This is a genomic window from Streptosporangium sp. NPDC000239 (genome assembly GCF_040300765.1).
In the GTDB taxonomy this organism is placed as follows: domain Bacteria; phylum Actinomycetota; class Actinomycetes; order Streptosporangiales; family Streptosporangiaceae; genus Streptosporangium.
Map to the genome: position 1 here is coordinate 75,261 of NZ_JBEPEI010000020.1, position 24,812 is coordinate 100,072.

Consider the following 24,812-nt stretch of genomic DNA (forward strand, 5'->3'; position numbering starts at 1 on the left):
GCCCGGCGACGGGAGGGGCGATACATTCGCCGTCACACGGCACTCAGCCGAGCGGAAGTCCCACTTCACGAGCTTCACAAGCGAGGAGGACGCCTTGGCCAGGCGCGCGCTGATCACCGGTATCACCGGGCAGGACGGTTCCTATCTGGCCGAGTGCCTGCTCGATCGGGGTTACGAGGTCTGGGGGCTCGTCAGGGGACAGGCCAACCCCCGTGTCTCCCGGGTGCGCAGGCTGCTGCGGGACGTCCGCCTCGTCCGGGGCGACCTCCTCGACCAGGGTTCGCTGATCTCCGCCGTTGAGAAGGTCCAGCCCGACGAGGTCTACAACCTGGGCGCCATCTCGTTCGTGCCGATGTCGTGGGAACAGGCCGAGCTGACCGGCGAGGTCACCGGGATGGGCGTGCTGCGCATGCTTGAGGCCATCAGGGTCTGCTCGGGTGTCTCCTCCTCACGCACCCCCGCGGAATCCGGCCAGATCAGGTTCTACCAGGCGTCGTCCTCGGAGATGTTCGGCCAGGTCAGGGAGACTCCGCAGACCGAGATCACCCCCTTCCACCCCCGCTCGCCGTACGGCGTCGCCAAGGCCTACGGCCACTTCCTCACCCAGAACTACCGTGAGTCGTACGGGATGTTCGCGGTCTCGGGGATCCTGTTCAACCACGAGTCCCCGCGTCGGGGCGCCGAGTTCGTGACCCGCAAGGTCTCCCTCGGGGTCGCCCGCATCAAGCTCGGGCTCGCCGACCGGCTCCGCCTGGGCAACCTGGAGGCCCGCCGCGACTGGGGATACGCGGGCGACTACGTGCGGGCGATGCACCTGATGCTGCAGGCGGGCCCGCCGGAGGACTATGTGATCGGCACCGGCCGTACGCACACGGTTCGTGAGCTGGTCGAGGCGGCCTTCGCCGCCGCCGGGCTCGACTGGGAGCGGTACGTGGTCACCGACCGTTCCCTGCACCGCCCGGCCGAGGTCGACCTCCTGTGCGCCGACCCGAAGAAGGCCCGTGAACAGCTCGGCTGGGAGCCCTCGGTCTCGTTCGAGGAACTGGTCACGATGATGGTCGAGTCCGACCTGAAACTGCTGTCCGAGGGCGGCGACCCCGAGCAGGACTCCTCATGGCCCTGAGCGAGGAGGCCGGGCGGCGGGCCGTCCTGTTGGTCACGGGCATCCAGGCGGCGGGCAAGTCAACGGTGGCGCAGCGGCTGGCCGAGCGGCTGCCCCGCTCGGCGCACGTGCGCGGCGACGTGTTCCGCCGCATGGTGGTCGGCGGCAGGGCCGAGATGACTCCCGAACCCTCCGCCGAGGCGCTGGCGCAACTGCGTCTGCGGCACCGGCTGACCGCGGCCACCTGCGACGAGTACTTCGCGGCCGGGTTCACCGTGGTGGCCCAGGACGTCGTGCTGGGCGAGCATCTCGTGGAGATGACCCGGCTTGTCCGCGCCCGTCCCCTGCTGGTGGTCGTGCTCGTCCCGAGGGCCGAGGTCGTCGAGGCGCGTGAGGCCGCGCGGGCCAAGGACGCCTACGTCCACTGGAAGGCCGGTCCGCTCGACGCCGTTCTGCGCGAGCGGACCCCGCGTCTCGGCCTCTGGCTCGACACCTCGGAACAGACCCCCGAGGAGACCGTCGAGGAGATCCTCGCCCGTGCGTGGACCGAGGCCCGCGTCGGCGGCTGAGCTGACCGCCTTCGACGGGCCCCGGTCGCCGGGGCCGGGTCAGCCGTTCTCGTGGCGGCGCTGGCACTGCATGCAGAAGCGCGCCAGCGGACGGGCCTTGAGCCGCTCGAACGGGATGCCGGAGCCGCAGCCGTCGCAGCGGCCGTAGGTCAGCTCGGCGATCTCGCCCAGCGTGGCGCGCAGGACGGAGGCGCTGCGCTCGGCGGAGACGATGTCGGCCAGCAGGGCCGACTTCTCCGAGACCTCGACCGAGTCGTCGCCGACCGCGGCCTCCAGCTCGGAGAGCTGCCTGGTCCACCGCAGGAGCTGGCCTTCGAGCTCCTCACGGATGCTGTCGAGCTGGACGCTGCTGAGGTGGACGTCGGAGATCATGGTGTTCTGGTCCTTTCTGAGGGTCGGGAAGCTCGCCAGGGCCGGCCCCGAGGGGCGGGCGCGCGGGGTTTCGCAGTCGTCGCAGTGCCGGGTGTGCGGCACCTGCCGCAGCCGTCGCAGCGCGATGAAGGCCCCGCAGTGCTCGCAGGTGCCGTAGACCCCGAAGTCGAGCCGCTCGATCGCGGCCTCGATCTCCACGACGGTCCGCGCCGCACGGGCGGCACGCCTGGCGGACAGGGAGACGGGCTCCCCCGGGTCCTCCGGGGACGCCGGCTCGCTCCCGGGTTCGGTCTCGTTCTCGGTCATGGCGTCCCGCGCGGCGCCGAGCCGTTCGTGCAGGAGCGCGCGCAGTTCCTCCAGATGCGTCGTGTGACGCTGGTAGTCCTCAAGCAGCCTGCTTGTCGACCTGATGTCGCCCATGGGACATCGACTCCTTGGATGACTCACGGCGGTCATGACCGGTCATGGCTGGACACGGTCTCCGCCGGGAAAGCCGGAACTCGAAAGGCAGGGCGGCGCGAAAGCACCGCACGACTGTGGGACCCCGGCCGGCCACCGCTCGACGCGGTCCCCGTCGGGGCAGGAAAGAAGAGAAAAGGGGCAGCGGGGCCCCCTCAGGCCGTCGTCGTTGACGCGATCATGGACGTGGACTGCCCGGGGACGGGCCTTCCACGCGTCGTCTCGCCTACGGAGAGCCGGTGGCCTTCAAGAGGGCGCCGTCAGGCGGACGGCGGGCTGCGCGAGGTGACGGCGCGCTGGACGTCGTGTCTGGGCGCGGCGGCGGGGCCGGTCGGGCGCCAGATGGAGGGCGGCGGCCCGGGGGTCGCGACCGTGGCGCCGACGGCGAGGAGGGAGCGGAGCTGTCCCGGCGTCGGCAGGTGCTCGGTCCCACCGGCGAGCAGTCTCGGCGCGGTGGAGTGACCGGCGGTGTCGGTGCCGGGGACCCAGAAGCCGGTGCCCGCGTCCGCAGGCCTCCAGCCGCCGGACCACGGGGAGGGGGAGACGGCGGCCAGCAGAAGAACGAGAAGCAGACCCACCGCCGTGACCGCGGTGGGCCTGGGTGTGCCCCACCGCGGTTCCCTCATCACCTCGACCATAGTCGACGTTCCGCGAAAGGGCACTTTAGATATGGGGTGGAATGTCCTATCTCACCGCCGGGTCAGGCGAAGACGTCCTGCTGGTACCGGCCCTGGGCCTCCAGCTCGCGCAGCCACGCCTCGCCGTCGCCTCCGGTCCTGTCGTGGTGGATCTCCGCCAGGGCACGCCGTACGGCGGGCGCCATGCGGAGGCCGTCCCCGCAGACGTAGACGTGGGCACCCTGTTCGAGCAGCTCCCACACCCGGTCCGCCTCGGCGGCGACCGCGTCCTGGACGTACTTGAAGGGGTGTCCGTCGAGCGCGGAGAAGGCCGTGTGCACCCGGGCGGTCCCGGCCTCCTGCCAGCCGAGCAGTTCGGCGCGGTAGAGCCAGTCGTGCTCGGGGTGGCGGCAGCCGTAGAAGACCTCGGCGGGTCCGGACGCCCCGGTCAGGGCCCGCTCCTCAAGGAAGCCGCGCAGCGGGGCGAAACCGGTGCCGGGGCCGACGAGGATCACCGGCGTCGCCGGGTCGTCCGGCAGCCGGAACGGCGGGCTGGGAACCCGTACGTATCCGTAGAAGACGTCGCCGGGCTCCAGGCCCGCCAGGTAGGCCGAGCACATGCCCCGGTAGGAACCGCCGCCCGACCAGGAGGGGCCCTCGACCAGGCCGACGGTGATCCTGATCCGCCGGGGGTCGGCCAGCGGCGAGGAGGAGACGGAGTAGTAGCGCGGCCTGATCGGCCCGGCCATCTCCAGGAAGGCCGGCAGCGGCAGGGTGATCGCCGGGAGGCGTTCGAGCAGCGTGAGCACCGAGACCCGCTTGGCGAGGATCTCGTCGGCGTAGGAGGCCTCAAGCTCGGCGAGCTGGCCCCTGGTCCAGGGGCACCGGGTGTGCTCGGCCAGGGTCGCCAGGTCGGAGCGGGTGGCCACCTCCTGGAGCTCGGCGAACTCGGTCAGCAGCAGCCCCGCGGTCACCGGGGTGTCGACGGGCAGGTGGGTCGTCCCCCTGGCGCGCAGCCGTACGACCTGGTCGCGGGGGACGTGGAGCTGACGCAGCGCCCATTCGACGAGTTCGGGGGCGTTCTTGGCGAAGACGGCGATGTGGTCGCCTGCCGTGTAGGACGTCCCCTCGGGCAGTTCGGCCACGATCGAGCGCACCCCGGGCCTGGGCAGCTCGCGGGAGAAGTCCCACAGGCCGGTGGGGTCGCCGGTCAGCTCCTCGGCCGAGACCACGGTCAGCGGGACCGCCTGCGGGGAGACGACCGCGGGCCGCACGTCGGCCTCGGTGAGGACGTCCATCTCGTAGCGGGGACCGGCCTTGGCCGCCGACGTGCCGTACTCGGCCGCCAGCGCCGCCCAGAGCCCTGAGGTCCACGCCGAGACGTCGCCGTCGAAGTCGCCGTCGGCGTCCGCCTCACCCCGCTCGACGAGCGGTACGGCTCCCGCCGCGGTGAGCTTGTCGAAGACGCGCCTGGGGAAGGCCTGGTAGGTGGGCCACTGGGTGTTGCCGCAGCCGAGCAGCGCGAAGCGCACCCCGTCCATGGCGGGCAGCCCCTCCAGGGCGTCGAACCGCTGGGCGTTGTCGGGGGCCTTGCCGTTGTAGGTCGAGGTGATCACCACGAGCAGCCCCTCGGAGGGCGGTTCGAGCTCGTCCAGGGTGGTCAGCGTGGTCGCGAAGCCGGAGCGCCCCGCGACCTCGGCCAGCCGTTCCGCGACGTCGGCGGCGGTGCCGAGGTTGGAACCGTACGCCACGGTGAGGCCGACTCCCGTGACGGCCACCTCCACCGGCTGTTCCCGGACGGTCTCCGCCGCCTCCACCGTCTCCGCGGTGCCCCGCTCGTGGGCCCTGCGCTCCCTGACCCGGATGGTGAAGTCCTCGGGCTTGAGGGTGAGCATCTGCTTGATCTTCATCCGGTAGGCGTCCGGGTCGGAGATCGCGAAGCGCTGCAGCACCATGGCCAGGGCCAGCCTGGCCTCGGTCAGCGCGAACTGGCGGCCGATGCAGGCCCGCTCGCCGTTGCCGAAGGGCTTGTAGGCGGCCGGGTGGTGGCCCTTCCTGTTCTCGGGGAGCCAACGGTCGATGTCGAACTCCTCGGGACGCTCCCACACCCCGGGGTGCTTGTGCAGCTGACCGAGCAGGACGACGGCGACATGGTCCTTGGTGATCGGATAGCCGCCGAGCTCGGTGTCCTCGAAGGGCTTGACGGCGAACGCCGGGATCGGGGACCACAGGCGCAGCGTCTCCTCCAGGACGCGCGGGATCACGTCGAGCTTCATGATCGTGTCGTAGGTCGGGACGGTGTCGCCGGGCAGCAGTCTGTCGACCTCGGCGTAGGCCCTGGCCAGCACGTGCGGGTTGCGCAGCAGGTTGTACAGCGCGAACGACAGCAGGCCGCTGGTGGTCTCGTGCCCGGCGATGAGGAAGGTCAGGACCTGGTTGCGGATGTTCTCGTCGGAGAGCCGCTCACCGCTCCGCGGGTCGGCGGCCTTGAGCATCAGGCCGAGCAGGTCCTTGGTGTCGCCCCTGCCGGTGCTCCTGCGCTGCCTGATGACGTCGTCGACCAGGTCCTGCATGACCTGGATGTCGGACCGGTAGGCCGTGTCCTGCCGCTTCTTGAGCTTGGTGACCAGGGGGAGCTGCCGGTTGCGGAGCATCGCCTCGGTCAGCGAGCGGCCCATCGCCTGCAGGAACGGGTGCAGCTCCGGCGACTGGAAGGAGTTGAACCGGTAGTCGAACCCGGTGAGGGAGATCGTGTCCAGGGCCAGCCTGGTCATGTCGTCGGGCACGTTGACCTCGTCGGAGATCGCCCACTTGCCGACCAGGTTCTGCGCGATCTCCAGCATCTGCGGGAAGTAGGCCTTCATCGAGCGCTGGCTGAAGGCGGGCATCAGGATGCGGTGCGCGTGGCCCCAGACCGGCTCGTCGTGGCGGGCGGTGAACAGCCCGTCGCCGCCGAAGTCGCGGACGATGGACAGCGGCGGGTCGATGCCCTTGTAGAAGCGTGTCTCGTCGCACATCTCGGCGACCATGTCGGGGTCGTAGACGAACAGGACCTTGCGGCCGAGCAGTTCGAGCTGGAAGAGGCCTTCCTCGGCGTATTCGGCGGCGAGCTTCCTGAAGTGCTCGTCGGGCGAGTGCGAGGGGATCTGGAGCGTGTTGCCGAGCAGAGGGAGCCCCTGGGGGGAGGGGATGGAACGGGTCACCGACATGGAACTCCTCCTTTACCGGGCGGCCTCCCGGAACCGCCAGCCATACACTGTATGTCTCAAGCTACCATACGGTGTATGGCAGTGAGTGCGCGAAGGGGACAACCCCTGACAACCCAGGAGATATACGCGGCCGTTCTGCGGCTGGTCGACGAAGGCGGGGTCGAAGGCCTGTCCATGCGGAAGCTGGCGGCCGAACTCGACGTCAACCCCATGTCGCTCTACCACCACGTGGAGAACAAGGACGCGCTGCTGCACGGAGCCTGTACGGCCGTCGCCCTCGGGCTGCGCCTGCCCCCCGACGACGGCACCCCCTGGCAGGAGCAGCTGCGCGCGCTGGCCCACGCCTACCGCTCCATCGCGCTCTCCCACCCGGCCCTGTGGTCCTACGTCAACACCCACCCCGACCTCGTCGAGAAGGAGGAGAACATGTGGGTGGTCTTCAACCGGGTCCTGGCCGCCGCCGGGGTTCCCGCCGGGGAGCTGGTGCGCGTCCGCACGGTGCTCTACACCTTCGTCTCCGGCCTGCTGACCGCCGAGACAGGCGGCCTGCTCGCCGGGCTGGACCCGGAAGGGGACGCCGAGACCACCTTCGACGCCGCGATCGACCTCATCCTGGACGCGCTGGAGTCCCGCGCCACCTGAGACTTGTCGCAGTCGCCCGCTAGTGTCCTGGAGAAGAGGTGCCGCACACGATTCCCGGGAGCGCACGGTGACCGTGCTCGCCACAGCGCGCGCGACGGAGCTCGAAGCCTCCGTCGAGCAGCTGGTCTACGTCCGCGACGACGAGTACACCGTCGCGCGGATGAGCGCGGACGACCAGGAGGGCGCCCCGGCGGCCTTCGTCGCCTCGGGGCGCGCCCTGGCCGGCGTGCAGCCGGGCGAGACGCTCAGGCTGACCGGTGAGTGGGACGAGCACCCCCGTCACGGCAGCCGCCTGCTGGTCAGGCGGTGTGAGCGGGTCGTCCCCTCGACCGTGCGCGCGATCAGGCTCTATCTCGGCTCCGGCCTGGTCCGCGGCATCGGGCCCCGCCTGGCCCACGCCATCGTCAGCCACTTCGGCGAGCGGACGCTCACGGTCATCGACACCGAGCCGGAACGCCTCACCGAGGTCGTCAACATCGGCGCGACCCGGCAGGCGCAGATCGTCCAGGCGTGGGCCGAGCAGAAGGCGGTCGCCGAGCTGATGGTCGTTCTGCAGGGCTTCGGGATCAGCCCGCTGCTCGCGGCCAAGATCTACCAGGTCTACGGAAACGACGCCCGCGAGATCCTCACCCGTGATCCGTACCGGCTGATCGGCCAGGTCAGAGGCATCGCCTTCCACACCGCCGACCGGATCGCGCTGCGCTCGGGGGTGCCGGAGAACAGCCCGCGCCGCCTCCAGGCCGCGGTGCTCGACCGCCTGGAGATGGCCGCGGCCCGCGACGGGCACTGCTACCTGCCGCTGACCGTCCTGCTCCCCTCGGCCGCCGCCCTCGTCGAGCAGGAGGAGGAGTCCGTACGGCGGGCCGTCGACGCGCTGGCCGCCGAGCGCGCGGTCGTCGTCGAGGAGTCACCCGCGGGGCCCGGCCTCGTGGTCTACGCCAAGGAGCAGCACGGCCGCGAGGTCGCCTTCGCCACGCACCTGACCAGGCTGCTGCGGGCCGCCTCGACGCTTCCGTTGCGGCCCTTCCCCGACGACGAGAGCCTGCACGAGGACCAGCGGGCCGCGGTGAACCTCGCGCTGACCAGCACCGTCTCGGTCATCACCGGAGGTCCCGGCTGCGGCAAGAGCCACACGGTGCGGGTGATCGCGGCGACCGTGCGGGCGATGGGCGGCGGGGTGACCCTGACCGCGCCGACCGGCAAGGCGGCCAAGCGCCTGTCCGAGCTGACCGGCCTGCCCGCGATGACCGTGCACCGGATGCTCGCCCAGCGGGCGGACCCCGAGGAGGGGACGCTCTTCCAGCGGCTGCCGACGGAGGCCGACCTCATCGTGGTCGACGAGGCGTCGATGCTCGACCTGCAGCTGGCCACCCGCCTGGTGGCGGCCATCCCCTCGGGCGGCCACCTGCTGCTGGTCGGGGACGGGGACCAACTGCCCAGCATCGGGCCGGGCAACGTGCTGGCCGACCTGCTCGGGGTCGAGGAGATCCCACGCGTCCGGCTGACCCACGTCTTCCGGCAGGCCCAGGACAGCGGCATCGTCAGGGCGGCCCACCGGATCAGGTCGGGCCGGCTGCCCGACCTGCCCGGCGGGGGCGGCTTCTGGTTCGAGGAGCTGGACGACCCTGAGCTGGTCGCCGACCGGGTGGTCCACCTGGCCACCGAGGCCATTCCCCGCAAGCAGGGCGTCGGCGGCGACCAGGTCCAGGTGCTGTGCCCGATGCGCAAGGGCGCGACCGGTACGGCCGAGCTGGGCCGGAGCCTTCAGGAGCGGCTCAACCCCGCACGCGAGGGTACGGCCGAGCACTGGTCGGGCCCGTCGGTCTTCCGGGTCGGCGACCGGGTCATGCCGATCCGCAACAACTACGACAAGGGCGTCTTCAACGGGGAGACCGCGACCGTCACGGCGGTGCTCCCGCAGGACCGGGTGCTGGAGCTGCGCACCGGCGACGGGGAGACCGTCCGCTACACCTTCGACGAGCTCGACGAGCTGACCCACTCCTACGCGATCAGCGTGCACCGCTCCCAGGGCAGCGAATATCCCTTCGTGGTCGCGCCCGTCGTGGCCGAGGCCGGGGGAGTGATGCTGCGCAGGGGCCTGCTCTACACCCTGGTCACCCGGGCGAAGGCGTGGGTGGTGCTGGTCGGTCAGCGCGAGGCGCTCGAACTGGCCGTGCGCCGTCTCGGCCTGCGCCGCAACACCGGCCTGACCCTGCGGCTCACGCTGGGCCTGCGCGCCTGAAGGCCCGCGGCGGACCGGTGGGCGGCCGCCGCAGGCGCGGGAGCGGGTCAGGAGAGGGTGACCGGCAGCTCCTTGATGCCGTTGATGAAGTTGGAGCGCAGCCGCCGGGCGGGACCCGCCTGGGTCAGGCCGGGGAAACGCTCGGCGAGGACCTCGAAGAGCACCCGGAGCTCCATCCTGGCCAGATGGTTGCCGAGGCAGAAGTGGGCACCACCCCCGCCGAAGCCGATCTGCGGGTTGGGGGAACGGCCGATGTCGAAGACGTCGGGGTCGGCGAAGACCTCCTCGTCCCGGTTCGCGGAGCCGTAGAACACCACGACCTTGTCGTTCTCCTTGATCTCCTGGTCGCCGATCACCGTGTCGGCCGTGGCCGTACGGCGGAAGAGGTTGACGGGGGAGACCCAGCGGACGATCTCGTCGGCGGCCGGGGCGGCGAGCGCGCGGTCGGCCACCAGCCGCCGCCACTGCTCGGGGTGCTCGAAGAGGGCCAGCATCCCGCCGGAGGCCGCGTTGCGGGTGGTCTCGTTGCCGGCGACGACCAGCAGCAGTACGAAGAGGTCGAACTCGTTCTCGTCGAGGGTCTCCCCGGTGACGTCCGGCAGGAGCAGTTTGGTCGCGATGTCCTCGCGGGGCCGTTCGCGCCGTTCCGCCGCCAGCGCGTTGGCGTAGGCGTACACCTCGGCCGCCGCCGCCTGACCGGCGGAGGGGCCGGAGGAGTACTCGGGGTCGTCGGCCCCGATCATCTGGTTGGACCAGTTGAAGATCTTGTCACGGTCCTCGACGGGGGCGCCGAGCAGCTCGCAGATCACGTAGAGCGGCAGCGGGGCCGCGATGTCACGCACGAAGTCCACCGCCGGGAGCCCGGTGACCTCGTCGAGAAGCTGGTGACAGATGTCGCGGATGTGCTGCTCAAGGGCGTTGATCATGCGCGGGGTGAAGCCCCGGTTGACCAGGGAACGCCGCCGGGTGTGCTCGGGCGGGTCCTGGTTGAGCATCATGAGCCGCTGGAGCTCGCGCTGCTCCTCGGGCATCTCGTCGAAGAGCGCGAGTCTCCTGCTCGACGAGAACAGGTCGGAGCGCCGCGACACGTGCACAACGTCGGCGTGCCTGGTCACCGCCCAGAACGGCGGCCAGTCCCGCTCGGGCTCGCCTTCGTGCAGGTAGACGGGGGCGTTGGCGCGCAGCCAGCGGAACTGGTCGTGGGGTGCGCCGTCGCGCGCGTAGACGTCCTTGTCCACAAGATTGATGTCCATTTGAGTCCCTCCTAGGGCGAACCGTATGCGCATCTTCCCTGCGGCGCGCGTGCCTTCCGGTCTGCGAGAACCGGTGCCCCCGCACCGGTCTGAGGGACCCGGGTCAGCCGATCGGGCCCGCCCAGCGGTCGGCGACGCCGTCCCGCTTGATGATGAAGCCGCGTTTCAGCGGCAGGAGGGTCATCGTCGTCTCGATCGCCCTGATCCCGGTCAGTCCGCCGATCTCCCTGAGGATCTCGTAGAGCTCGGAACGGCCGGGGACGGCCACGTGGGCCACGAGCTGGTGGTCGCCCGCCACCGCCAGGACGTATCTCACCTTCGGCAGCCTGGCCAGGGCGTGGCCGACCGTCTCGACCTCCCGCTCCGCGACCCGCAGCCAGAGCGCGGCCTCGATCGGCAGGCCCAGGTAGGCGGGCTCGATCTCCGCGCGGATGCGCAGGATGCCCCTGCGGAGCAGGGAGTCCAGCCTGCGGCGGGCGGTCGACTCGCTGATCCCGGTGGCCGCCGCGATCTCCGCGTGGGTGGCCCGGCCGTCCGCGGCGACCGCGGCGATGATCCGCTCGTCCTCGGCGGAGGGGGTGTCACCGGCGCGCTGGAAGCGCTCGGGCAGCGGCGTCCACTGTTCGAGGAGTCCCTCGATCTCCTGCGGGGTGAGCACGTCCACGTGCCACTCCTGGGGGGTCTTGAAGTAACGCAGCGCCGGGTAGGTGGTGCTCTCGACCACCCCGTCGATCGAGGGGATGTCCCGGAAGATCAGATCGACCAGGGCGTCGTCGGCCACGCACAGCTCCGCGGTGCAGTCGGCGGAGCCGGAGACCAGCGAGACGAACCGGGTCTGGGGCAGCTCGGCCAGCGCGGCGCCGACGTCGATCACCGAACCGGGCCGGCAGCGCAGCCGCAGGATCGCCGAGCCGATCCGGCGGTCGTCGACCACTCCGACGACGGACAGGACGCCCGCCTCCGTCAGCCGGGTGGCCCGTCTGGCCACGTTGCGGGTCGACTCGTCCAGCACTCTTCCGATGCGGTCCCAGGTGGCGCGTCCGTTCACCTGAAGGGCGGCCACCACCCGTAAGTCGGCTCCATCGAGTGGCTGCATGGGGGGCATCCTCGTCGTCGGGGAATCGTTCCGCCCCAAGAGTACGGCTTTGTGATCTTTTATGATGCGATATCCGCTCAGGCGAGCACGCTACGAAGCCACTCCTCGACTCCGGCGACATGGACCGTGGCCCAGGCGCGCGCGACCTCGGGCTGCCGGGCGGCGATGGCCTCGTAGATCGCGGTGTGCTGCTCACGTGTCCTGGTCAGGGCGTTCTCCCTGGTCAGGGCCCGCCAGAGCCTGGCCCGCGTGGTCGGCCCCGACAGGCTCTCGATGAGGGAGCACAGCACCGAGTTCCCCGAACCCGCCGCGATGCGCCGGTGGAACTCCAGGTCGTTGGCGGTCAGCTGCTCGACGCTCGGGTTCTCGGGCAGCCGGGTGAGGATCTCGTGCAGCTCGGCTATCTCGGCCTCGGTCATCCGGGTGGCGGCCATCGCGGTCGCCTCGGGCTCCAGGATCCGGCGGACCTGGAAGAACTCAAGCGCCGTGTCGTCCTGGTGGAAGTCGACCACGAACGCCATCGCGTCCAGCAGCAGGCGAGGCTCCAGGCTGGTCACGTAGGTGCCGTCGCCCTGCCGTACGTCCAGCACGTTGATCAGCGCCAGGGCGCGGACGGCCTCGCGCAGGGAGTTGCGCGACAGGCCGAGCCGTTCGGCCAGGTCGGCCTCCTTCGGAAGCCTGCCGCCAGGGGGGATCTCGCCCTCCAGGATCATCTGCTTGATCCTGTCGATAGCGGTGTCGGTGACCGCCACGCTTCGTCCTCCCTGGTCACGCTCAGACATCGGATGTCTATGAGTGTACGGCGAAGCGCACCATATCTTCCTTGGGGTCCCCCTCGGCGGTACGGCGGACCCGGCCCCGCACCTCAAGGGCACGCAGGTGGGCGGCGGCCTCGGCGGCGGCCATGCCGCGCAGCATGGAGGGCAGGTCGTCCCAGGAGCGCTTCCAGGTCATCCGTGAGGCGATCTCCCAGATGGTGAGCGGCTCGCCCGCCTCGGCCAGCAGGGCCACCAGGGAGGTGAGTTTCTCCTCGTGGTGCGCGCCGATCGCCCGCGCCCGCTCTGCCGTGTCCTGAAATATCCACTCATGGGCGGGCAGGGCTTCGAGCGGTCCCAGCTCCGCCACCTTCTCCAGCGAGGCCAGGAAGTCCCCGAGCGGGTCCATGTCGGTCCGGTCGTAGGGGTAGACGCCGATGTGCGGGGTGATGCCCGGCAGCACGTGGTCCCCGGTGAAGAGCCGGTCGGCGTCCTCCAGGTGCAGGCAGACGTGACCCGGGGTGTGACCGGGGGTCCAGACGGTGCGGAGCCTGCGCCCGGGAATGTCGATCATGTCGCCGTCGCGCAGCGTCCTGTCCGGTGCGGCGGGGGGCTCGGGACGGTAGGCGGTGGTCACCGCCTCGATCTCGGCCGCGCCGGCTCCCGCCCGGCGCAGCATCCCGGCCCGCTCGGTGCGCTGGGCGTCCTCCTCGGCCTCGCGCATGGTCCCGACCAGCTCGGCGTCGGCCTCGTGCATGGCGATCCAGGCCCCGGACTCCTGCCGCACCTGACCGGCGAGTCCGGCGTGGTCGGCGTGGAAGTGGGTGACGACGACCCCCCTGACCTCGCGGATGTCCATGCCCGTGGCGGCCAGCCCGTCCCGCAGGGCCAGCCAGGCGTCGGGGTGGTTCCAGCCCGCGTCGACCAGCACCGGCCCGGCGGGGGACTCGATCGCGTAGATCAACGTGTATCCGAGGGGGTTGCCGGGGATCGGCACGGGCACGCTCCACACCCCGCCACCGATGTCGGTCGGACGCTGTTCGCTGTAGGGCCTGCGGAGGGATTTCAACGGCGGCGCTCCCTGTCTGTCGGCGTCGTCCCGGCGGCTCCACGGTCCAGGGGGTTCCCGGCGCGTCGCTCTAGAACGTTAGTCTGTTCGCCTCGCCGACAGTAACGCGTGCCGGCCTTCAGGGTGAAGGCGGGGCGGGGAAATCGGCGAGCAGCCGGGTGGCGGTGATCTCCAGATGACGCTGGACCTGGTCGTAGGTCCGCTGCCCCCTGAGCATCGCCAGCAGTTCGTGCACCCAGACACTCGTCAGCGAACCCGCGAGGACGCGCTGCTCCTCGGTCACCGTCCGCGCGTCGGGCTCGTGCCCGGAGACGCGCAGCAGCAGGCCGGTCACCCGCTCGGCGAACGGGGTGTCGATCTCCGCCATGATCAGCGAACGGACGAGGGCGTCGGCCAGCTCGGGCTCGCGCATCAGACCCCGGGTCGCGCGCATCAGCACGTCCACGGCACGGCCCGAGGGGGTGGTCGTGGCCGGGGGCCTGCGCTCGACGCTGCCCTCGATCAGGTCGATCTCGTCACTGACGACCGCGACGACCAGGTCCATCTTCGAGGGGAAGTAGCGGTAGAGCGTGCCGAGGGCGACCCCCGCGCGCTCGGCGACGGTGCGCATCTGCATGGCCTCGACGCCGCCGAGGGAGGCCAGGGCCGCGGCGGCCTGGACGATGCGCCTTCGGCGCTGGTGCTGGCTTCTCGCGCGGACACCGCTCGGGTGCGGTTCGCTCTGCATGCCGGATGCCCCCTCGATCGTGGCCGGTCCGGCGCCGCCGGTGGCCGGGGCTCCGCCGGGGCGCGGGGCGACCGGGAGACCCACGGCCGCACGCGGGGTACGCATGAGAACACGTTATCTGACCTTCGCCCGCTCCGGTGGGTTATCTGTCAGTTACAGGGGATCTCTGTCTCCACATGTCACGCGTGTTATGGAGCCCTGTCGTCACCATGGGGCAGGTATGGGGCGGGGTGAAAAATGTAATTGGTTCTACCCCACTGTGCGGAAGTCCTCGGGTACTGGATTTTCGCCCTGGGGAGGGAAAAACCAGCCCGACACATGCGAGCCGTACCCTCCGGAAGGCAGGGGGAAAGGCGGGACCGCCTTCTTCTGGAAGGGTGTGCCGGGGGCGGGACGCGTCGGGTGCGGTCCTTCCCCCACCGACCGGGCCGCCGGGCCGTACGGCGTGGCACGTCGCGGGAGCGCGGTTGTCACGGCGAGGACCCGCGGCCTCGCCGTGCGCCGTGACCCCCGGCGCCGGGAGGACGGTGGTGGTAACTGCCGGAAGGTGTGTGGGCGGTGGCGGCGTCGTGGGCCGCCCACCTGGAGAAGTGGGTATCGGTATGCCGTCGTGTGTGACGTACCGCCAGCAGGATGACGAGTCGGCTCGCAGGTGCGGGCCTCCCGGGAAGGAGGCGGCGTTCGTCGAGGTCGGAACCCTTCTGCCCACCGCCACGATCACGCTGACCTCGACCGCGGGCCTCGCCCCGCCGCACCGTGACCGCCCTGAGGGCGGCCTCCTCGACATCCTGACCACGATGGGCCTCGTCGAGCGGTACGTCACCGACTGGGCGGGACCGGAGGCGCTGGTCCGCGGGATCAACGTCAAGCTCGGCCTTCCCGCCCACGCCGGGGAGACGCTGGCCCTCACCGGGACCGTCATGTCCCGTGAGGGCGAGAGGCTCACGGTGCGGGTCCTGGGACAGATCGGCCTCGGAACACACGTCTCGGGCACCGTCCGTCTCGCCTTCCCCGACCACTGAGGGCGCCGGGCCGGGCGTCAGGGCGTCAGCGGGGTGGGCATCGCGAAGAAGACGAGCATCGCGATCGCCACGCAGACCACGCAGATGACGAAGCCGAACAGCTCCCACGCCCAGTCGTGGCGCTGCCCGCCCCGCCTGGCCTGCCCGCGCCTGCGGCGTGCCCTCCCGCCCAGCCGCGACAGGCGTGTGGCGGGGGCCTTCTCCGAGACGCCGGCGGTCTCGGGTTCGGCGGGGATCTCCCGAGGGGAGTCCGGTACGCCGGAAAGGTCTTCGGGAAGGCCCTCGGGGAGGGGCGCGGGGGCCGGGGCGTCGTCGCCGGGCTGCTCCGCGTGTGCGCCGCGGTGCGCGCCCGTTCTCCTGGCGCTCCGGCCCGGCCTCCTCGCGTGCCTGGCACGGTCCCCGGAGTCCGTGAAGTCCGAGGAGTCCACAGAGGCCTCCACAGGGGCCTCCGCAGAGGCCTCCACGGTGCCCAGCTCGTCGGTCCGTAGCGGCCAGCCGGCCGGGGCGGGCCGTACGGCCTCCGGTTCGGGGAGGACCGGGGCGGCGGCGTCCAGTTCCTCGGCCCGCAGCGGCCAGCCAGGCAGCGGCGTCACGACCCCGGAGGCCTCGAAGGCGGCGAAGTCCTCGGGGGCCGTCTCCCTGGGAGCGGCGGCGACCAGTTTGTCGGAGTGCTGCCTGGGCCTCGGCTCGGGGGTGAACGGCTGGAACAGGTCCTCGGTGGCGCCCTCCTGACGGGTGGTTGGCGCGTCGTCGAGCACGTCCCCCGGGATCGGGGCGGGCAGCGGCTTCGCCCCGCGCGGCTTGGGCCGCTGGAGCCTGCGCCGGGGAGTGCGCGGGACGATCTCGTCGAGCGCGCTCAGCACCGAGTCCTTGAGCTTGGGCATCGGCTCGGTCGTCGCCTCGTGCGCGGAGACGACGTCGGGGTCCGGCGGGGAGAAGGGGTCGGGGAAGTTGTCCCGTGCGGGCGCGGCGGGGAAGAAGTCCGCAGGGGAGAAGGGCGGCGGCAGCTCCGGCGTGGCGAAGACGCTGGTGCTGGTCAGGGCGTCGGTGTCGGCCAGCGGCAGCGGCCAGGCGGGCGGCGTCGGCCACAGGGGCCTGAGCGAGACCGGCAGCGCCGGGGTCCGCGTGGGGGAGACCGGGGGGAGCGCTGGCGCACCGGGGAGCCCCAGAACGGCCGCGCGCAGTCCGGCGGGCGGGACGGCCCACGGGGCGCGGACGAGCACGTCCCTGATCGGGGCCACACCGAGCGCGCCGAAGGCGTCGGCCAGGTGGGCCGGGACCCTGGCAGAGACCAGGGCGAGCTGGAGGGACTGGGCGAAGCGGCGGCAGGCGCTCACGGTCAGCTCGTCGGCCGTGTCGGCGGCCACGTCGAGCACCCAGGACAGCTCGGCGGTGTCCATCTCGCACACGCCGGACAGGTACAGCACCTCGCGCTGGTGCGGGCGCAGGTCGTGCAGCACCCGGTCGACGAAGAGGGAGACCGGGTCGGCGCCGGGCAGCGGGGCGGCGTGGACGACGTCCCGCTGGTGGATCTCGCGGCGGGCGAGCGCGTACAGCGCGGCGCGCGGCGGCCGTGCGTCGGAGACGGCGCCCGAGGAAGCATGAGTGGAGGCGCCAGAGGAGGCGACGGTGGCGAAGACGGCCGCCAGCGCCGTGCCCGCGGCCCCCGGATCGCCCAGCTGGTCGTGGCAGTAGGCGAACAGCCCGGCGGCGTGTGTGTCATAGAGCTCGGTAATCAGTTCGCCGCGCGAGCGCTGACCGAGGATCGGTTGGTTCACGAGACCGGTTCCTCTGGGGTCGTGGTGAGAAGCGAGGGCGAAAAGCCCGTGGTACGTGTGACTGGAGGGGTCGATGTCCACGATATGGGTAATCGTGGTGAGACGCCGAGATTCTGGGCACTATTGAGTGCTCTTTTGCTCGATATCTCACGATCCCGGATGACTTGGCCGGGGGGACGGGGTCGAATGTCGGAGGGCCACCGTAGGCTGTCGGTCGGACAGATCATGGGGCGGTTGTGGCAGGGGGGCCGCGGCCCTGCCGAGAAGCATGGGGTTGCGCATGATCACATTTGACGGGGTCACCAAACGCTACGCCGACGGGACCGTGGCCGTCGACCGTCTCAGCCTTGAGGCGCCGACGGGCGAGATCACGGTCTTCGTGGGCCCCTCAGGATGCGGCAAGACCACCTCACTCCGCATGATCAACAGGATGATCGACCCGTCGGAGGGCCGTGTCCTCCTCGACGGCGTCGACGTCACGACCATCGACCCACCGGCCCTGCGCCGGGGCATCGGTTACGTCATCCAGCAGGCGGGCCTCTTCCCGCACCGCAAGATCGTCGACAACGTCGCGACGGTGCCCCACCTGCTCGGCTGGAACAGGAAGAAGGCCCGCGACCGCGCGATGGAGCTGCTCGAACGGGTCGGGCTCGACCTCGGGCTCGCCGAGCGCTACCCCTTCCAGCTCTCCGGCGGGCAGCAGCAGCGTGTCGGCGTCGCCCGCGCGCTGGCGGCCGACCCGCCGGTGCTGCTGATGGACGAGCCGTTCAGCGCGGTCGATCCCGTCGTGCGCACCAGCCTGCAGGAGGAGCTGCTGCGGCTGCAGGCCGAGCTGAACAAGACCATCGTCTTCGTCACCCACGACATCGACGAGGCCGTCAAACTCGGCGACCGGGTGGCCGTGCTGCGCGTCGGCGGCCACCTCGCCCAGCTCGACGACCCCGCGACCCTCCTGTCCAGGCCCGCCGACGACTTCGTCCGCGAGTTCCTCGGCCGCGACCGGGGCATCAGGCGCCTGTCGTTCGTCCCCGGCCAGGAGGTACGGCTGCGCACCGACCTCACCGCGCCCGTCTCCGCCGAGGTCGCCGGTCTGCGCGCCGCGGCCGATCCCTGGCTGGCGGTGCTCGACGAGGACGGCAGGCCGCTCGGCTGGGTCAGGGTCGCCGACCTGCCCGCCTCGGGCACGCTCGCCGACGTGCGGCCCGCGCCGTACGGGACGTTCGTCAGGGGGCGCGACTCGCTGCGCGCGGCGCTCGACGCGACACTGCTGTCCCCGTCGGGGTGCGCGATCGCGGTCGACGACGCCGGGCGGGCCGAGGGCGTGGTCACCCGCGAGGCGCTGAACGAGGCGCTCGACCGGGTCGCCGGGGGCGCCCATGCGTGAGGAGCCGCTGGTTCGCTGGGACTGGATCGGGCGTAACTGGCCCTCCATCCAGTCCCTCCTCGAAGATCACGTCGTCATGTCGCTGGTGCCGATCGTCGTCGGGCTGCTCGTCGCGCTCCCGCTCGGGCTGGCCTGCGTCCGCTGGCGCGGGATCTACCAGCCGACCATGAGCGTCATGAACGTGACCTACTCGCTTCCCTCGCTGGCCGTCTTCGTCATGCTCATCCCGGTCACGGGCCTGGCCACCAGGGCGACGGTCATCGTCCCGCTCGCCTTCTACTCGCTGGCGGTGCTCATCCCGGCGGTGGTCGACGGGCTCGGCTCGGTTCCCGACCACGTGCGCCAGTCCGCGGTCGCCATGGGCTTCACCCCGCTGCGCAGGCTGTTGCTGGTCGAGCTGCCGATCGCGGTCCCGGTGGTGCTGGCCGGGCTGCGCGTGGCCGCGGTCTCCAGCATCAGCCTGGTCAGCGTGGGGGCGCTGGTGGGCAGGGGCGGCCTCGGCTACCTGTTCATCGACGGCTGGCAGCGGCAGTTCTACACCCCGATCATCGTGGGCGTGGTGCTGGTCGTGCTGCTGGCCGCGATCGCCGACGCGCTGCTCGTGCTGGCCCAGCGGCTGCTCACCCCGTGGTCACGGGCGAGGGGGACGACATGAACTGGCTGGTCGACTTCTTCGGCGACCCGGCCAACTGGTCGGGCCCCGACGGCATCCCGGTACGGCTGGCCGAGCACCTGCAGTTCTCCGCGGTCGCGTTGCTGCTGGCCATGCTGGTGGCGCTGCCACTCGGGCTGTGGATCGGGCACACCGGCAGGGGGGCGCTGCTGGTCGTGCTGAGCGCCAACGCCGCCCGCGCCCTGCCCACGCTCGGCCTGCTGGTGCTGGTCGTGCTGCTGGCAGGCCTGGGCACCGACCTGCCGGTGCTGATCCCGCTGGTCGCGCTGGCCGTGCCGCCCATCCTCGTCAACACCTACGAGGGCGTCAGGGGTGTCGACCCCGACCTGAGGGACGCCGCGTACGGCATGGGCCTGCGCGGCGGCCAGGTCCTGGGGCGGGTGCTGGTGCCGGTCGCGCTGCCGCTGATCCTGCTGGGCCTGCGGCTCGCGGCGATCCAGGTGGTGGCGACCGCGACCGTGGCCGCCTTCGTCGGACTGGGAGGCCTGGGGCGCTACGTCGTCGACGGGTTCGCCACCAACGACTACCCCCGCACCCTCGCCGGGGCGGTGCTCGTCGCGCTGCTCGCCCTGCTCGTCCAACTCGTCTTCGTCCTGATCCAGAGACTGGTGGTCTCACCGGGGGTGAGGCGGCGTAACGCCGTACGGTAATGTCACCTTTACCTCCCGCCTTAGAAGGGAAAGCACGATGAAGCGCCTTTTCAGCACCGTGGTGGTCACCCTCGCCGCGGCGCTCACACTCAGCGCGTGCGGTGGCGGTGATCCGCTCACCAACACCTCCCCGACCCCGGCAGACTCCGGGGCCGCGCCGGCGACCGGGGGTGGCGGGGGCAAGGTCGTCGTCGGCTCGGCGAACTTCCCGGAGAACGTCCTGCTCGCCGAGATCTACTCCCAGGCCCTTGAGGCCAAGGGCGTCCAGGTCGAGAAGAAGCTCAACATCGGCAGCCGTGAGGTCCTCTACGGGCAGGTCAAGAGCGGTGGCCTGACCATCCTGCCGGAGTACGTCGGCTCGCTGCTCGCCTTCATCGACAAGTCGGCGACCGCCAAGAGCAAGGAAGACGTCGTCGCCGCGCTCAAGGAGAAGCTCCCCGCCGAGCTTGAGGTCCTCGAACCCTCCGCGGCCGAGGACAGCGACTCGCTGACCGTGACCAGGGAGCTCTCCCAGAAGGTCGGCCTGGTCACGATCGAGGACCTGGCCAAGGTCGCCAAGAACTACACCGTCGGCGGCCCGCCGGAGTTCCAGACCCGCCAGGAGAAGGCCCTCAAGGAGGCCTACGGCCTGGAGTTCAAGGAGTGGAAGAAGACCGGTGACGCGACCGCCGACGCCATCAAGGACGGCACGATCGAGGTCGGCAACGTCTTCACCACCGACCCCAAGGTGATCATCAACGGCCTGGTCTCGCTGCAGGACACCAAGCACGTCTTCGGCGCGGGCAACGTCGCGCCCCTGGTCAACAAGGCCGGGGTGAACGAGACCGTCACCGGCACGCTGAACGCGGTCTCCGCCAAGCTCGACACCGCCGGGCTGCTCACGCTGATGAAGCGCGTCTCGATCGACAAGGCCGACGCCGCCACGGTGGCCAAGGACTGGCTGACCCAGAACGGTCTCGCCTGACCCCCGCCGGTCCTCCAGCACGGCCCGTGCCGCCCCGCGGCGCGGGCCGTGCGCCGTTTTCGCCATGATTGACCAATGAACGAGTTCGTCGAGGCCATGGGACAGGTGCCGACCGCCGTGACGGTCGTCACGGTGAAGGACGAGCGTGACGACGTGGGGGCGACCGTCGGCACCTTCACCTCGGTCTCGCTCGATCCGCAGCTGGTCATGGTGAGCATGGACAGCGGCGGCTACCTCAACGAACTGCTGCTGCGCCGTGACCGCTGGGCCGCCAGTGTGCTGTCCGGCGGGCAGAAGGCGATCGCCAGCCGGTTCGCCACCGCGGGCCGTCCCGGCGCCCGGCTCCTGCTGGCCGGAACGCCGCACCACCGGGGCGAGCTGAGCGAGGCACTCGTCGTGGACGGCGGAGTGACCGCCCTGGAGGCCGAGACGATCAAGGTCGTCCCCGCCGGGGACCACACGCTCTTCGTCGCCAGGGTGCTGGCCGTCGACTACGTCACCCCCGGCCTGACCCCTCTCGTACGGCTACGCGCCCGCTACCGCCCGGCCGGCGGCTGAGCCCGCCGTACCGGGGGCGCGTTCAGGGGGCCGTCATGTCGCGCAGGCCCGCCTCCATGACCTTGACCAGCTGGGTGAGCCCCTCGATGATCTGGGCTCGCTGCTGGGCGGTCATGCCGCTGAGGAGGCGCACCTCGACGGCGAGCTGCTGCGGGAACAGCGTGTTCACGACCTCGCTGCCCTCGTCGGTGAGGTGGACCAGGGCGGCCCTGCGGTCGGCGGGGTTGGCGGTGCGGCTGATGTAGCCACGCCGTTCCAGCTTGGCCAGGGTCTTGCTCAGCGCGGCGGGGGAGCGGCTCATCTGCCTGGCGAGCTGCCTGGCGATCGTCGGCTGTTCGGCGTACCGCAGCCGGAGCAGCACGTCCAGCTCGGGGGAGGTCACCGAGGCGCCGGCGAAGAGTGGCTCGATGGCCAGGTCGAGCAGCGCCTGAACCCGTTTCAGCGGGCCGACGACCTCCATCGAGGAGGTGTCGAGGCCTGGATACATCTGCCGCAACCGCTCGTACACCTGCTGGGCGGGGGCTTGCATGAGCCCTCCAATTCGTTAACCTATAAACTACTTATATCCGTTAACTAGTTAACTACCTGTTGCCGATGTCGCCCATCGTAGCGGCGTCACGTTCGCCCGGTGGCGAGAAAGCAGTTCGTGCCATGCCCAAGGACCCCCCTCTCGCCGCCCCCACAGCGACAGACACAGTGACAGACGCAGTGACAGACACAGTGACAGACGCAGCGACCGGTGAACGGCCGCCGGAACACGTCGGACGGCTGCTTGTCGTGCTCGCCGCCCTCGGCGCCGTCGCCCCGCTGGCCACGGACATGTACGTCCCCGGCTTCCCCGGGCTGGTCCGGTCTCTCGGCACGACCGAGTCGTCGGTCCAGCTGTCCATGACGGCCTTCCTCATCGGCCTGGCCGTCGGGCAGATCCTGCTCGGCCCGGTCAGCGACGCCGTCGGCCGCCGTAAGGTCCTGCTCGGCGGCGCGACACTGTTCACGGTGTTCTCGCTGGTCTGCGCACTGGCCCCGAACGTCGACGTGCTCAACGTCGCCCGCCTGCTCGAAGGCGTCGCGGGGGCGGCGGGCATGGTCGTCGGCCGCGCCGTCCTCACCGACCGCTTCCACGGTACTCCCGAGGCCCCGCGTCACTTCGCGACCCTGTCGGTGATCGTGTCCTTCGCCCCGATCGCCGCCCCGGTGCTCGGCGGAGCCATCCTCGGCGTCGCCTCCTGGCGGGTCGTCTTCGCGGCGCTCGCGGGCTTCGGCGTCCTGCTGGTGCTGGGCGTCCTGGCCTGGGCGCCGGAGAGCCTGCCCGCCTCCCGCAGGCACTCGGGCGGGGTCGGCACCACCTTCAGGGCCATCGCCGGGCTGTTCGGCAGGCGCGCCCTCATGGGGTACGTCCTCACCTCCTCCTTCTGCGGCGCGGCCCTGTTCACCTACATCGCGGGCTCGGCGTTCGTGTTCCAGGACGTCTACGGCGTCTCACCCACCCAGTACAGCCTCATCTTCGCCGTCAACGCCCTCGGCATGCTGGTCGGCGGGATCGTCTTCGGGCGGGTTGCCTCCCGGGTCAGGATCAACGCCCTGCTGACCGTGGGCCTGGGCACCGCCCTGGCGGCGACGGCCGTACTGCTCGTGGTGCTCCTCACCACGGGCGGCGGGCTCGTCGTCACCTGGGTCTGCTTCTTCCTGGTCATCGTCGGCTTCGGCCTCGTCCTGCCCGCGAGCACGACCATCGTCCAGGCCCTCGGTCACGACGCCCCGGGAGCCACCTCCGGCCTCCTCGGCGGCACCCAGTTCGTGCTGGGCGCCGCCGCCTCCCCGCTGGCGGGCCTGTTCGGGACGGACAGCCCGACGCCGACGGCCGCGGTCATGCTGGTCGCTCTCGCACTGGCCGCCCTGGCCCTGGCGTTCGCCCGTCCGTGGCAGGGCCACGGAGAGCCGGTACGGCTCAGCGGATCGTCCACGACCCGGGAAGCATGAGCGGCCCGTAGGACGGCAGGCCGAGCTCGGCGGCCAGGTGGGCCAGCGGCCCCCACGACTCAAGGCGCAGCCGCGTCATGGCGGCGGCCTTGTCCTCGCTGGAGTCCGCCGGGCGCAGGCGCTCGATCGGGTTGAGCCGGGGGTAGGCGCGCACCGGGGCGTCCTCGGCCAGACCGCCCTTGCGCCGGGCCAGGGCGAGGGCGTCCTCAAGGCCGCCGAGCACGTCGACGAGCCCGCCCTCGTGGGCGTCGGCGCCCGTCCAGACCCGGCCCCTGGCCAGCTCGTGGACGCGCTCCCGTGACAGGCCGCGCCCCTCGGCCACCTTGTTGACGAAGTCGTCGTAGACCCGGTCGAGCCAGACGTTGATCCGCTCCCACTGGGCCTCGGAGAAGGCGTGCGTCGAGGAGAACATCCCGGCGTTGGCGCCCTCCCCGACCGACTCGGTGGAGACACCGATCTTGTCCAGCAGGCCGCCGATGACGGCCTTGCCGCCGAACACGCCGATGGAGCCGGTGAGCGTGCCCGGCTGGGCCACGATCGCGTCGGCGGACATCGAGACCATGTAGCCGCCGGAGGCCGCGACGTCGCCCATCGAGACGACCACGGGCTTGCCCGCCCTGCGGGTGAGCACGACCTCACGCCAGATGGCGTCGGAGGCCACGTAGGACCCGCCGGGGCTGTCCACCCGGAAGACGACGGCCTTGACGTGCTCGTCGCGCCGGGCGGCGCGCAACGCGGCGCAGACGGTGTCGGACCCCATCGCCTCGCCGCCGCCCAGGGGGCTGCGCCCGCTGCGGCCCAGCCGGATCGGGCCGCTGCCGTGCACCAGGGCGACCGTCTGGCCGCCCGGCTGCGGGAGCTTGCCCGCGATCGGTCCCTTGGCGTAACGGCCGACGTAGAGCAGCAGGGACTCCTCGCCCGCGGCCCTGCGCACCTCGTCGTAGACCTCGTCGCGGTAGGCGAGCCGGTCGACGAGCCCGGCCTCGACCGCCTCGGCGCCGATGAACGGCCCCCGGTCGATCAGCTCCCTGACCTTGGCGGGTTCGAGGCCGCGACCCTCGGCGACACCCGCGACGACCTGCTCGACGACCGACTCGGTGATGCGGCCCAGCGACTCGCGGTGGGCGTCGGTCATGTGGTCCTGAGTGAAGGTGTTGGCGGCCGTCTTGTACTCGTGCCGCTGGCCGATCTGGTACTCGACGCCGAGCTTGCCGAGCGCGCCCCGCAGGAAGCGCTGTTCGAGGGAGACGCCGGTCAGCCCGACGTCGCCGGAGGGCTGCAGGTAGACCTTCTCGAAGGCGGTGGCCAGGTAGTAGGGGACGGTGCCCGCGCCGAACTCCCCGAAGGTCTCGGAGAAGGCCACCGTCAGCTTGCCCGCCTCCCTGAGCCGGGTCACCGACCGCCGTAGCTCCTGAACCGTCGCCAGGCCGAGGGGCCGGGTGCCGACCTTGACGATCAGCGCCCTGACCCTGGGGTCCTTCGCCGCGCGCCGCAGACCGGAGAGCACGTCGGCCAGCCGCGTCTTGCGCATGGACAGGATCGCGCCCAGAGGGTCGGCGGGAGGCCCCTCGAAGAGCCCCTCGGTGAGGTCGAGCTCAAGGACAAGCGGAGCGGTCCGCCGCTGCCTGAACCGGTCGACGGTGTCGATGATCACCTTGGTCGCATCCATGCTTGACACCCTAAGCGACGTC

Annotated in this window: 22 protein-coding genes; 11 read left to right on the plus strand and 11 right to left on the minus strand. The window is 71.3% G+C overall.

From position 1 onward, the window contains the following. Positions 1–94 precede the first annotated feature (94 nt). Both ABT340_RS34785 and ABT340_RS34790 read left to right on the plus strand, forming a co-directional pair. Positions 95–1,123, plus strand: a complete 1,029-nt coding sequence (locus ABT340_RS34785; protein WP_352015144.1) for a GDP-mannose 4,6-dehydratase — start codon at positions 95–97, stop codon at positions 1,121–1,123. Beyond that, positions 1,114–1,671 (plus strand): AAA family ATPase, encoded by a 558-nt coding sequence (locus ABT340_RS34790; protein WP_352015145.1) that lies wholly within the window; start codon positions 1,114–1,116, stop codon positions 1,669–1,671. The genes ABT340_RS34785 and ABT340_RS34790 overlap by 10 nt, the downstream gene beginning before the upstream one ends. Positions 1,672–1,710: 39 nt before the next feature. Here ABT340_RS34790 and ABT340_RS34795 read toward each other — a convergent pair whose 3' ends face one another. The 3 genes from ABT340_RS34795 to ABT340_RS34805 all read right to left on the minus strand — a co-directional run bounded on the left by ABT340_RS34795 (position 1,711) and on the right by ABT340_RS34805 (position 6,328). Next, the gene (locus tag ABT340_RS34795) at positions 1,711–2,463 is read right to left on the minus strand and encodes a TraR/DksA family transcriptional regulator (RefSeq protein ID WP_352015146.1); all 753 of its coding nucleotides are present in this window, start codon (positions 2,461–2,463) and stop codon (positions 1,711–1,713) included. A gap of 299 nt (positions 2,464–2,762) precedes the next feature. After that, entirely contained in the window at positions 2,763–3,128 is a 366-nt protein-coding gene (locus ABT340_RS34800; protein WP_352015147.1) for a hypothetical protein, read from the minus strand. Positions 3,129–3,202: 74 nt separating this feature from the next. Next, entirely contained in the window at positions 3,203–6,328 is a 3,126-nt protein-coding gene (locus ABT340_RS34805; RefSeq protein WP_352015148.1) for a bifunctional cytochrome P450/NADPH--P450 reductase, read from the minus strand. 75 nt (positions 6,329–6,403) lie between these two features. Here ABT340_RS34805 and ABT340_RS34810 point away from each other — a divergent pair, with 75 nt between their 5' ends. Together ABT340_RS34810 and recD2 are read left to right on the plus strand one after the other, a co-directional pair. After that, complete coding sequence (locus ABT340_RS34810; protein ID WP_352015149.1) at positions 6,404–6,970, plus strand: TetR/AcrR family transcriptional regulator; 567 nt, start codon at positions 6,404–6,406, stop codon at positions 6,968–6,970. 67 nt (positions 6,971–7,037) lie between these two features. After that, entirely contained in the window at positions 7,038–9,212 is a 2,175-nt protein-coding gene (gene recD2, locus ABT340_RS34815) for an SF1B family DNA helicase RecD2 (protein ID WP_352015150.1), read from the plus strand. 47 nt (positions 9,213–9,259) lie between these two features. Here the strand turns inward: recD2 and ABT340_RS34820 are convergent, their stop codons facing one another. The 5 genes from ABT340_RS34820 to ABT340_RS34840 form a co-directional block, all read right to left on the minus strand. Continuing rightward, entirely contained in the window at positions 9,260–10,465 is a 1,206-nt protein-coding gene (locus ABT340_RS34820) for a cytochrome P450 (RefSeq protein ID WP_352015151.1), read from the minus strand. A gap of 103 nt (positions 10,466–10,568) precedes the next feature. Then, positions 10,569–11,561, minus strand: coding sequence for an Lrp/AsnC family transcriptional regulator (locus ABT340_RS34825; protein WP_352015152.1), 993 nt, complete (start codon positions 11,559–11,561; stop codon positions 10,569–10,571). Positions 11,562–11,638: 77 nt separating this feature from the next. Continuing rightward, a complete protein-coding gene (locus ABT340_RS34830) occupies positions 11,639–12,313 on the minus strand; it encodes a FadR/GntR family transcriptional regulator (RefSeq protein WP_352015153.1) in 675 nt (224 codons plus the stop codon). Positions 12,314–12,350: 37 nt separating this feature from the next. Beyond that, positions 12,351–13,385, minus strand: a complete 1,035-nt coding sequence (locus tag ABT340_RS34835) for an MBL fold metallo-hydrolase (protein ID WP_352015154.1) — start codon at positions 13,383–13,385, stop codon at positions 12,351–12,353. Between the two features lie 118 nt (positions 13,386–13,503). Beyond that, positions 13,504–14,112, minus strand: a complete 609-nt coding sequence (locus ABT340_RS34840) for a TetR family transcriptional regulator (protein ID WP_352015209.1) — start codon at positions 14,110–14,112, stop codon at positions 13,504–13,506. A 614-nt stretch (positions 14,113–14,726) separates the two neighbouring features. On the opposite strand from ABT340_RS34840, the gene ABT340_RS34845 reads away from it, so the two are divergent. Then, entirely contained in the window at positions 14,727–15,134 is a 408-nt protein-coding gene (locus tag ABT340_RS34845) for a hotdog family protein (protein ID WP_352015155.1), read from the plus strand. 17 nt (positions 15,135–15,151) lie between these two features. Here ABT340_RS34845 and ABT340_RS34850 read toward each other — a convergent pair whose 3' ends face one another. Continuing rightward, complete coding sequence (locus ABT340_RS34850) at positions 15,152–16,912, minus strand: hypothetical protein (protein WP_352015156.1); 1,761 nt, start codon at positions 16,910–16,912, stop codon at positions 15,152–15,154. Between the two features lie 280 nt (positions 16,913–17,192). On the opposite strand from ABT340_RS34850, the gene ABT340_RS34855 reads away from it, so the two are divergent. The 5 genes from ABT340_RS34855 (at position 17,193) to ABT340_RS34875 (ending at position 21,141) form a co-directional block, all read left to right on the plus strand. Next, positions 17,193–18,296 carry an ABC transporter ATP-binding protein gene (locus tag ABT340_RS34855; RefSeq protein WP_352015157.1) on the plus strand — a complete coding sequence of 368 codons (1,104 nt, stop codon included), beginning with the start codon at positions 17,193–17,195 and terminating at the stop codon, positions 18,294–18,296. Beyond that, positions 18,289–18,951, plus strand: coding sequence for an ABC transporter permease (locus tag ABT340_RS34860; protein WP_352015158.1), 663 nt, complete (start codon positions 18,289–18,291; stop codon positions 18,949–18,951). The genes ABT340_RS34855 and ABT340_RS34860 overlap by 8 nt, the downstream gene beginning before the upstream one ends. Continuing rightward, entirely contained in the window at positions 18,948–19,619 is a 672-nt protein-coding gene (locus tag ABT340_RS34865; RefSeq protein ID WP_352015159.1) for an ABC transporter permease, read from the plus strand. The genes ABT340_RS34860 and ABT340_RS34865 overlap by 4 nt, the downstream gene beginning before the upstream one ends. A gap of 37 nt (positions 19,620–19,656) precedes the next feature. Next, complete coding sequence (locus tag ABT340_RS34870; protein ID WP_352015160.1) at positions 19,657–20,583, plus strand: ABC transporter substrate-binding protein; 927 nt, start codon at positions 19,657–19,659, stop codon at positions 20,581–20,583. A 75-nt stretch (positions 20,584–20,658) separates the two neighbouring features. Continuing rightward, positions 20,659–21,141 (plus strand): flavin reductase family protein, encoded by a 483-nt coding sequence (locus ABT340_RS34875; RefSeq protein WP_352015161.1) that lies wholly within the window; start codon positions 20,659–20,661, stop codon positions 21,139–21,141. A 22-nt stretch (positions 21,142–21,163) separates the two neighbouring features. Here the strand turns inward: ABT340_RS34875 and ABT340_RS34880 are convergent, their stop codons facing one another. Continuing rightward, positions 21,164–21,670 (minus strand): MarR family winged helix-turn-helix transcriptional regulator, encoded by a 507-nt coding sequence (locus tag ABT340_RS34880; RefSeq protein ID WP_352015162.1) that lies wholly within the window; start codon positions 21,668–21,670, stop codon positions 21,164–21,166. 191 nt (positions 21,671–21,861) lie between these two features. Here ABT340_RS34880 and ABT340_RS34885 point away from each other — a divergent pair, with 191 nt between their 5' ends. Beyond that, a complete protein-coding gene (locus ABT340_RS34885) occupies positions 21,862–23,121 on the plus strand; it encodes a multidrug effflux MFS transporter (protein ID WP_352015163.1) in 1,260 nt (419 codons plus the stop codon). On the opposite strand, the gene sppA is transcribed toward ABT340_RS34885, so the two are convergent. Then, complete coding sequence (gene sppA / locus ABT340_RS34890; protein ID WP_352015164.1) at positions 23,090–24,790, minus strand: signal peptide peptidase SppA; 1,701 nt, start codon at positions 24,788–24,790, stop codon at positions 23,090–23,092. The two genes, ABT340_RS34885 and sppA, sit on opposite strands and share 32 nt — an antisense overlap. Positions 24,791–24,812: the final 22 nt, after the last annotated feature.

Coding starts and splice junctions, on each gene's coding strand:
- ABT340_RS34825 (WP_352015152.1), bottom strand. CDS start 11,561: ATGCAGCCACTCGATGGAGCCGACTTACGGGTGGTGGCCGCCCTTCAG.
- ABT340_RS34795 (WP_352015146.1), bottom strand. CDS start 2,463: ATGGGCGACATCAGGTCGACAAGCAGGCTGCTTGAGGACTACCAGCGT.
- ABT340_RS34880 (WP_352015162.1), bottom strand. CDS start 21,670: ATGCAAGCCCCCGCCCAGCAGGTGTACGAGCGGTTGCGGCAGATGTAT.
- ABT340_RS34840 (WP_352015209.1), bottom strand. CDS start 14,112: ATGCAGAGCGAACCGCACCCGAGCGGTGTCCGCGCGAGAAGCCAGCAC.
- ABT340_RS34875 (WP_352015161.1), top strand. CDS start 20,659: ATGAACGAGTTCGTCGAGGCCATGGGACAGGTGCCGACCGCCGTGACG.
- ABT340_RS34800 (WP_352015147.1), bottom strand. CDS start 3,128: ATGAGGGAACCGCGGTGGGGCACACCCAGGCCCACCGCGGTCACGGCG.
- ABT340_RS34805 (WP_352015148.1), bottom strand. CDS start 6,328: ATGTCGGTGACCCGTTCCATCCCCTCCCCCCAGGGGCTCCCTCTGCTC.
- ABT340_RS34855 (WP_352015157.1), top strand. CDS start 17,193: ATGATCACATTTGACGGGGTCACCAAACGCTACGCCGACGGGACCGTG.
- ABT340_RS34870 (WP_352015160.1), top strand. CDS start 19,657: ATGAAGCGCCTTTTCAGCACCGTGGTGGTCACCCTCGCCGCGGCGCTC.
- ABT340_RS34810 (WP_352015149.1), top strand. CDS start 6,404: ATGGCAGTGAGTGCGCGAAGGGGACAACCCCTGACAACCCAGGAGATA.
- ABT340_RS34820 (WP_352015151.1), bottom strand. CDS start 10,465: ATGGACATCAATCTTGTGGACAAGGACGTCTACGCGCGCGACGGCGCA.
- ABT340_RS34790 (WP_352015145.1), top strand. CDS start 1,114: ATGGCCCTGAGCGAGGAGGCCGGGCGGCGGGCCGTCCTGTTGGTCACG.
- ABT340_RS34865 (WP_352015159.1), top strand. CDS start 18,948: ATGAACTGGCTGGTCGACTTCTTCGGCGACCCGGCCAACTGGTCGGGC.
- sppA (WP_352015164.1), bottom strand. CDS start 24,790: ATGGATGCGACCAAGGTGATCATCGACACCGTCGACCGGTTCAGGCAG.
- ABT340_RS34860 (WP_352015158.1), top strand. CDS start 18,289: ATGCGTGAGGAGCCGCTGGTTCGCTGGGACTGGATCGGGCGTAACTGG.